Genomic DNA, 6,823 nt, shown 5'->3' with positions numbered 1-6,823 from the left:
CAGGCGAGCTATTTCATACCATTCCATAGGAGAATTTTGCGCGCCGAGACGGTGCCTTGGATCAAAAACAGGCGATAATTCCAACATGCCGTTTACATTCCGGTATTTTGATGAGCTTGGTTTTAATCTCGTCAAATAGCTTGACGCGATTTTGCTGGTTATATACCAACACCTGAAACAATCTATACTGACTCGGTATGGATGCGGACTTGGGGCAAGAGTGAATCGAGAGATACGCTCTTAAGTCCGGGCGCAAAAACCCAGCTTTGGTGGTCGTTTCGCAGGGGTGCGGGCGGTAAGCCGGGGCGGGAATGCGCACATGGCCAGGGCAGGGGGTATTTCCTACCTGCAAGGGCATGAATTCGGAAAAGGGGTGCTTTCCGCAGGGCGGATACGCCCGGTGCGCCGCTGGCGGACCGGGGACGTGTGCGCCAGGGGGCAACCAGGGATTTGAGGGGCTCGTTGCACTGACGCTTTCCGCGTATTGCTGCAACCCGTGAGACGTTCCCGGGCCGCTACGGCGTATTGTCGCCGTGTCGGTCAAAGGCCGCATTCGCGTCGCTTTCGGGCGCGCGGTAGGCAGGGCGCGTTCGGTTGGAGAAGGTGCACAGTATTCCAAAAACTTATCAAGGAATGCGTTATGGAGAAAGGAAGAAGACTGCTGTTTTGGGCTGGAATCCTCTTCGTGTTCGCCGCGACGTCGATTGTCTTTCTTGAAGCCCGAGGGCTGGATGCGCAGGCCAATGCCAACGCAACCCCCCGGGTGGACGGAGTGATCATCGACACGCTGGCGAGTTACGGAAAGCTCGAACTGCCCGTGGTGACCTTCTATCATGACCAGCACACCGACGCCCTGGCCAAGCAGGGCAAGGACTGTGCCAGCTGTCACAAGAAGGACGCCGATGGAAAACTGTCCACCATGTTCATGCGTCTTGAGGACGGGGATGCCGCCGAACTCAAGCTGATCTATCACAATCAATGTATCGGCTGCCACCAGGAGATGTCTGGCGCGGGCCAGAAGACCGGTCCCCTGGATGGTCAGTGCCGTTCCTGCCATGTGGACAGGAGCGCCGACACCGCGTGGCAGCCCATTGCCATGGACCTTTCCCTGCACGCCCGCCACGTTGTCGCCACCGGCGGCGACGAGAAGTGCGGCACCTGCCACCACCGCTACGACGAGGCCCAGAAGAAGACCGTGGAGGTCAAGGGCAAGGAAGAAAGCTGCCGCAACTGCCATCAGGAAGAGCCCTTCCGCGATGAGACGGGCCTGCTGATCTCCTCCTTCGCCCAGTCCGCTCACTCCGCCTGCGTTGCCTGTCACCAGGACTTCGCGGCGCAGAAGAAGGACACCGGCCCCATCTCCTGTGCGGGCTGCCACTCCACCGAGGCGCAGGCCAAATACAAGGTTCTCAGCGAGATTCCCCGGCTCAAGCGCGGCCAGCCCAACGCCGCCCTGCTGGTGACCATGGACGGCGAAAAGCCCAAGGTCAGCATGGGCCCTGTGGCCTTCAACCACGAGAAGCACGAGAGCACGGTGGGCGACTGCCGCTCCTGCCATGTGGGCGAAGGCACCATGGACGGCAAGTTCTTCGAGCTGGCTGGCGACATGCACCTGCGTTCCAACATGCAGGGCTGCATCGGCTGCCACGATGCCAAGCAGCAGGAAAAGGCCGTCTGCGCCGGCTGCCACGACATGATGGCCGTGAACAAGGCCCCGTCGCAGACCTCCTGCGTCAAGTGCCATGACGACTCCCTCAAGGACCTCTACGCCGATGGCGCGATTCCGGCCAAGGAAACCGCTGCCGCACGGGCCGCCGAGGCCGTTGCCGCGCGCGACCTGACCGTGGCCACCATCGCCGACGAGGAGATCCCCGAGATCGTGATCATCGGTTCGTTGTCCAACACCTACGAGCCCAGCAAGCTGCCGCATCGCAAGATCGTCAAGCGGCTGATCAAGGACATGCAGGGCGACACCATGGCGGGTCACTTCCATGGGCAGGACGTGCTCATGTGCCAGGGCTGCCATCACAACAGCCCGGCCTCCAAGACCCCGCCCAAGTGCGCCAGCTGCCACAGCGCGCCCTTTGACCCGGCCACCCCGGGCAAACCGGGCCTCATGGCCGCCTATCATGGGCAGTGCATGAGCTGCCATACCGCCATGCAGCTTGAGAAGCCCTCCAATACGGGCTGCGGCGATGCAGACGGCTGTCACAAGGTGAAATAATCCGAACCCGGTGAAAATACACTAGGAGTCATCCATGAAACGAAGAAACTTCCTCGGCCTGATGGGAGCGGCGGGTGTTTCCGCCGCGTTCGCCACCAAGGCTCAAGCCGCTGGAAACGTACACTTTGAAGGATATCCGGGGAGCAAGGGCGTGCTCTTCGACGCGGTCCGCTGCATCGGCTGCCGCAAGTGCGAAGAGGGCTGCAACACGGTCAACAACCTGCCTGCCCCGGAAAAGCCCTTTGACGATCTGACAGTGCTCGACACCCGTCGGCGGACGCAGAACGAGGCGTTCACCGTGGTCAACAAATACCAGCCCGATGGCGGTCCGTCCGTGTTCAGCAAGATCCAGTGCATGCATTGCCTGGAGCCTTCCTGCGCCTCGGCCTGCTTCGTGGCCGCCTTCAAGAAGCAGCCCTCGGGCGCCGTGACCTACGACGAGTCGGTCTGTGTCGGCTGTCGCTACTGCATGGTGGCCTGTCCCTTCGAGATCCCCACCTTTACCTATGACGATCCCATCACGCCCAAGGTGGTCAAGTGCGACCTGTGCGAGGCCAACATCCAGGCGGGCAGGATCACCATCCCCGGGTGCGTGGCCAAGTGCCCCAAGGAGGCCCTGGTCTACGGCGAGCGCAAGGAGCTGATCAAGATCGCCCGCAACCGCATCGCGGCCGCTCCGGACAAGTACATGGACCACATCTACGGCGAGCACGAGATGGGCGGCACCAGCTGGCTCAATCTCGCGGGGGTGTCCTTCTCGCAGATCGGCATGCGCGAGGATCTGGGCGTCAAGTCCGGCCCCGAGCTGACCAGCGGCGCGTTGTCGGTGGTAGCCATGGTTCCGGCCCTGTGGCCCCTGCTCCTGGCGGGCCTCTACGGCGTGACCAAGCGCTCCGAGAAGATCAACAAGAAGGAAAAAGCCGAGGCCGTGGCCGAGGCCATCTCCGCCACGCAGGAAAAGGCCCAGGCCGACCTCAAGGCCGCCATGGAGCGCGCACAGGCGGACAAGGAAGCCACGGTCAAGCGTGAAGTCGCCAAAGCGCTTGAGGAGGCGGCCAAGGCCGCCGAGCAGGGCGAAAAGGAAGAGGAGGGCGCGTAAATGACCACCGAAGCCGTCTCCAAGAAGACACTGTTCACTCCATTCAACGTCATCACCGGCATGATCCTGATCATGGGCGCCTTCCTCACGGTATGGCGTTTCGGCTGGGGCCTTGGCCCGGTGACCAACCTTGACCATAACAACCCCTGGGGCATCTGGATCGGGTTCGACCTGCTCTGCGGTGTCGCCCTGGCCGCCGGTGGCTATGTCACCTCGTCCGCGGTCTATCTCTTCGGCATGAAGAAGCACCACGCCGCCGTGCGTCCGGCCATCCTGACCGCGTTCCTCGGCTATCTCTTCGTGGTCATCGCGCTCCAGTACGACCTGGGCCGCCCCTGGCGTCTGGCCTATCCCTTCGTGGTCCAGTCCGGCACCACCTCCATGCTCTTCGAGGTGGGTCTGTGCGTGGCCCTTTACCTGACTGTCCTGTTCCTCGAATACTCGCCCGCCGCCCTGGAGTGGCTGGGCTACAAGCGGCTGCGCAACATGATCCACCGGTGCACCATCGCGCTGACCATCTTCGGCGTGATTCTCTCCACCCTGCACCAATCCTCCCTGGGCGCTCTCTACCTCATCGCGCCAAGCAAGCTGCATCCGCTGTGGTACTCGACCTATCTGCCGACGTTCTTCTTCGTCTCGTCGGCAGCGGCCGGCATGTCCATGGTCCTCTTCGAGGGCTGGGTCTCCCACAAGGCGTTCCACAACAAGATGAGCAAGGACTACCTGAGCCAGCACGACGACCTGTACTACTCCTTTGCCAAGGGCGCTTCCTGGGTCCTGCTGGGGTATGTCTTCATCAAGGTCATCGGCGTGGCCGTGGACGACAACTGGCACCTGCTCGCCACGGGCTGGGGCCAGTGGTTCCTCTTCGAGCTGCTTGGCTTCGCGCTCCTGCCCTCGCTGCTGTACGCCATCGGCGTGCGCGAGAAGAACCTCAAGCTCATTCGCTGGACCGCGCTGCTGACCGTGCTGGGCATCATACTCAACCGGCTCAACGTCTCGCTCATCGCCTACAACTACCATCTGCCTTCCGAGATGCGCTACTTCCCGAGCTGGCAGGAATTCGGTGTCACCCTGTTCGTGTGCACCATGCTCGTCGTAACCTTCAAGTTCATCGTGACCCGGATGCCCATCTTCCACGAGCATCCCGAGTACAAGGATGAGCACTAGACCCGGGAGGACGGAAATGGAACATGGATTCTACACTCTTCAGGATTTCCTGCTCTACACCAAGGGGTGGGCATACATCCTCATGGGAGCGTCCCTTGTGGTTTTCCTGGCCTACTGGAAGTTCCTCTTCAGCAGGGACAAAGATTAACAGGTCATAAGAGACGAGGAGTATACAATGTACGAATTGTTAACGGGCCCCGCCCTGTGGCTGGCATTTGCCATCGCCGTCATCGGGCTTGCCGTCCGCACCGTATTCTATATCCAGGGGTTGAACTGGAGGCTGGACCGCGTGGCCTACACCGCGCATCCCGCCGCTGCGGCCAAGGGAGCCATCCGCTCGATCCTGGCCTTCCTGATCCCCTTTGCCAACCACAGCTGGCGGGCGAAGCCTGGCTTCACGGTCATGTTCTTCACCTTCCACATCGGGCTGCTGGGTGTGCCCCTCTTCCTTGAGGGCCACGCCGTCATTCTCATGGAGCGCTTCGGCATCGCCTGGCCCACCATGTCCATGGCCACGGCGGACTTCCTGACCATCGCCACGCTGGTTGCCGCGCTGGGCATCGCCGTGCGCCGCATGCTGCTGCCCGAGGTGCGCATCGTCACAGACGCCAGGGACTGGTTTGTCCTGGCGGTTTCCATCGCCCCCTTCGTGACCGGCCTGATGGTCGTGCAGGGTGTGGGCGACTACGACTTCTGGCTGCTGGCGCACATTATCAGCGGTCTGGCCTGGATCGCGCTTTTGCCCTTCACCAAGCTGTTCCATGTTGTCGGCTTCTTCTGGTCCCGCGCCCAACTGGGCATGGACTTCGGCATCAAGCGCGGCGGCATGAAGTACAAGAGCTTCGACTGGTAAGTCGCAGGCCAAACAAGGAGAAGCAACAATGCCCGAAGGAAAGCTGTGTAACAGAAAGCCGATCAACACCGAGGAGTACCTCCAGGAGGTGCTCGGCGATACCGGCGGCAAGCAATACTACAAGGAAATGGAAGAACTCGACGTTGATGTCGAGAAGCTCCAGGCGTCGCTCAAGGCAACCCTCAAGTCCCGGTTCAAGACCTGGCTCGAGATGTGTGCCCACTGCGGCCTGTGCGCCGACGCCTGCTTCCTCTACGACGTCAACGACCGCGATCCCAAGCAGGTTCCGGCCTACAAGATCCAGTCCACCCTGGGCGAGATCGTCAAGAAGAACGGCAACGTCACCAACGAGTTCCTGCGTCACTGCATGGACGTGGCCTGGTCCCAGTGCACCTGCTGCAACCGCTGCGGCCACTACTGCCCGCATGGCATCGACATGGGCGTCATGTTCGGCTACCTGCGTGGCCTGCTCTACTCGCAGGGCTTCGTGCCCTGGGAGCTGAAGATCGGCGCGGGCATGCACCGCGTCTACCGCGCCCAGATGAACGTCACCACCGAGGACTGGGTGGAGACCTGCGAGTGGATGGCCGAGGAGACCGAGGAGGAGTGGCCGGGTCTGACCATTCCCATGGATGTCGAAGATGCGGACATCATGTACACCCTCAACGCCCGCGAGGCCAAGCACTACCCCGAGGACATCGCCGAGGCGGCCATCCTCTTCCACCTTACCGGTGAGAACTGGACCATGCCCAGTGAAGGCTGGGAGCAGACCTCGCTCTCCATGTTCGCCGGCGACTGGGAGGCCTGCACCATGCAGGTCAAGACCGTCTACGACGCCATCGAGCGGCTGCGGCCCAAACGGGTGGTGGGCACCGAATGCGGCCACGCCCACCGCGCATCGGTCATCGAAGGCCCCTACTGGGTCGGCCGTCCAGATGGTCTGCCGCCCCGGCCCTACATCCACTATGTGGAGTGGGTGGCCGAGGTGCTGCGCACCGGCCGCCTCAAGATCGACCCGGCCAAGAAGCTCAAGAAGCCCGTTACGTTGCAGGATTCCTGCAACTACGTGCGCAACCACGGACTGGCCAGCATCACCCGGGAGATCATGTCCTACATCGTGGAGCCCGAATACTTCCACGAGATGAGCCCCAACCGCGAGCACAACTACTGCTGCGGCGGCGGCGGCGGGTTCAACGGCATAGGCAAGTACCGCAAGCAGCGCAACGTGGCCCTGGAAAAGAAGCGCGATCAGATTCTGGCCACCGGCGCGGAACTGGTCATCGCCCCCTGCCACAACTGCTGGGATGCCATCCGCGACCTCGAAGAGGAATTCGAGATCGGCATCAAGTGGTCCTTCCTCAAGCCGCTGCTGATCGAAATGGCCATCGTGCCCGATCACCTCAAGCCCGCTGAAGAAGACGACGAGTAACCACCATCAGGGCGGCCCGGGAACCACTCCCGGGCCGCCTTTTTTATT

The 6,823-nt window shown here is 61.8% G+C and carries 6 protein-coding genes; all 6 read left to right on the top strand.

The window, feature by feature from the left end; translation table 11 throughout:
* Window positions 1-640 precede the first annotated feature (640 nt).
* The 6 genes from hmcA to hmcF are packed head-to-tail and all read left to right on the top strand — an operon-like array spanning window position 641 to window position 6,775.
* A complete protein-coding gene (gene hmcA / locus QQS14_RS15915; protein WP_285908005.1) occupies window positions 641-2,224 on the top strand; it encodes a sulfate respiration complex hexadecaheme cytochrome HmcA in 1,584 nt (527 codons plus the stop codon).
* A 34-nt stretch (window positions 2,225-2,258) separates the two neighbouring features.
* The gene (gene hmcB, locus QQS14_RS15910) at window positions 2,259-3,323 is read left to right on the top strand and encodes a sulfate respiration complex iron-sulfur protein HmcB (RefSeq protein WP_285908004.1); all 1,065 of its coding nucleotides are present in this window, start codon (window positions 2,259-2,261) and stop codon (window positions 3,321-3,323) included.
* Window positions 3,324-4,493, top strand: a complete 1,170-nt coding sequence (gene hmcC / locus QQS14_RS15905; protein WP_285908003.1) for a sulfate respiration complex protein HmcC — start codon at window positions 3,324-3,326, stop codon at window positions 4,491-4,493.
* Window positions 4,494-4,509: 16 nt separating this feature from the next.
* Entirely contained in the window at window positions 4,510-4,641 is a 132-nt protein-coding gene (gene hmcD / locus QQS14_RS15900) for a sulfate respiration complex protein HmcD (RefSeq protein WP_285908002.1), read from the top strand.
* Window positions 4,642-4,668: 27 nt separating this feature from the next.
* Window positions 4,669-5,346, top strand: coding sequence for a sulfate respiration complex protein HmcE (hmcE, locus tag QQS14_RS15895; RefSeq protein ID WP_285908001.1), 678 nt, complete (start codon window positions 4,669-4,671; stop codon window positions 5,344-5,346).
* Window positions 5,347-5,374: 28 nt separating this feature from the next.
* Window positions 5,375-6,775, top strand: coding sequence for a sulfate respiration complex iron-sulfur protein HmcF (hmcF, locus tag QQS14_RS15890; protein ID WP_285908000.1), 1,401 nt, complete (start codon window positions 5,375-5,377; stop codon window positions 6,773-6,775).
* Window positions 6,776-6,823: the final 48 nt, after the last annotated feature.

It is taken from the genome of Pseudodesulfovibrio pelocollis (assembly GCF_030282845.1).
Classification (GTDB): domain Bacteria; phylum Desulfobacterota; class Desulfovibrionia; order Desulfovibrionales; family Desulfovibrionaceae; genus Pseudodesulfovibrio; species Pseudodesulfovibrio pelocollis.
Note: the sequence above shows the minus strand (reverse complement) of the source record. Positions and strands in the feature narration are given on the sequence as shown.

Bases quoted from the DNA above. Each gene is read 5' to 3' on its own strand.
- hmcA (WP_285908005.1), top strand. From the start codon at position 641: ATGGAGAAAGGAAGAAGACTGCTGTTTTGGGCTGGAATCCTCTTCGTG.
- hmcB (WP_285908004.1), top strand. From the start codon at position 2,259: ATGAAACGAAGAAACTTCCTCGGCCTGATGGGAGCGGCGGGTGTTTCC.
- hmcC (WP_285908003.1), top strand. From the start codon at position 3,324: ATGACCACCGAAGCCGTCTCCAAGAAGACACTGTTCACTCCATTCAAC.
- hmcD (WP_285908002.1), top strand. From the start codon at position 4,510: ATGGAACATGGATTCTACACTCTTCAGGATTTCCTGCTCTACACCAAG.
- hmcE (WP_285908001.1), top strand. From the start codon at position 4,669: ATGTACGAATTGTTAACGGGCCCCGCCCTGTGGCTGGCATTTGCCATC.
- hmcF (WP_285908000.1), top strand. From the start codon at position 5,375: ATGCCCGAAGGAAAGCTGTGTAACAGAAAGCCGATCAACACCGAGGAG.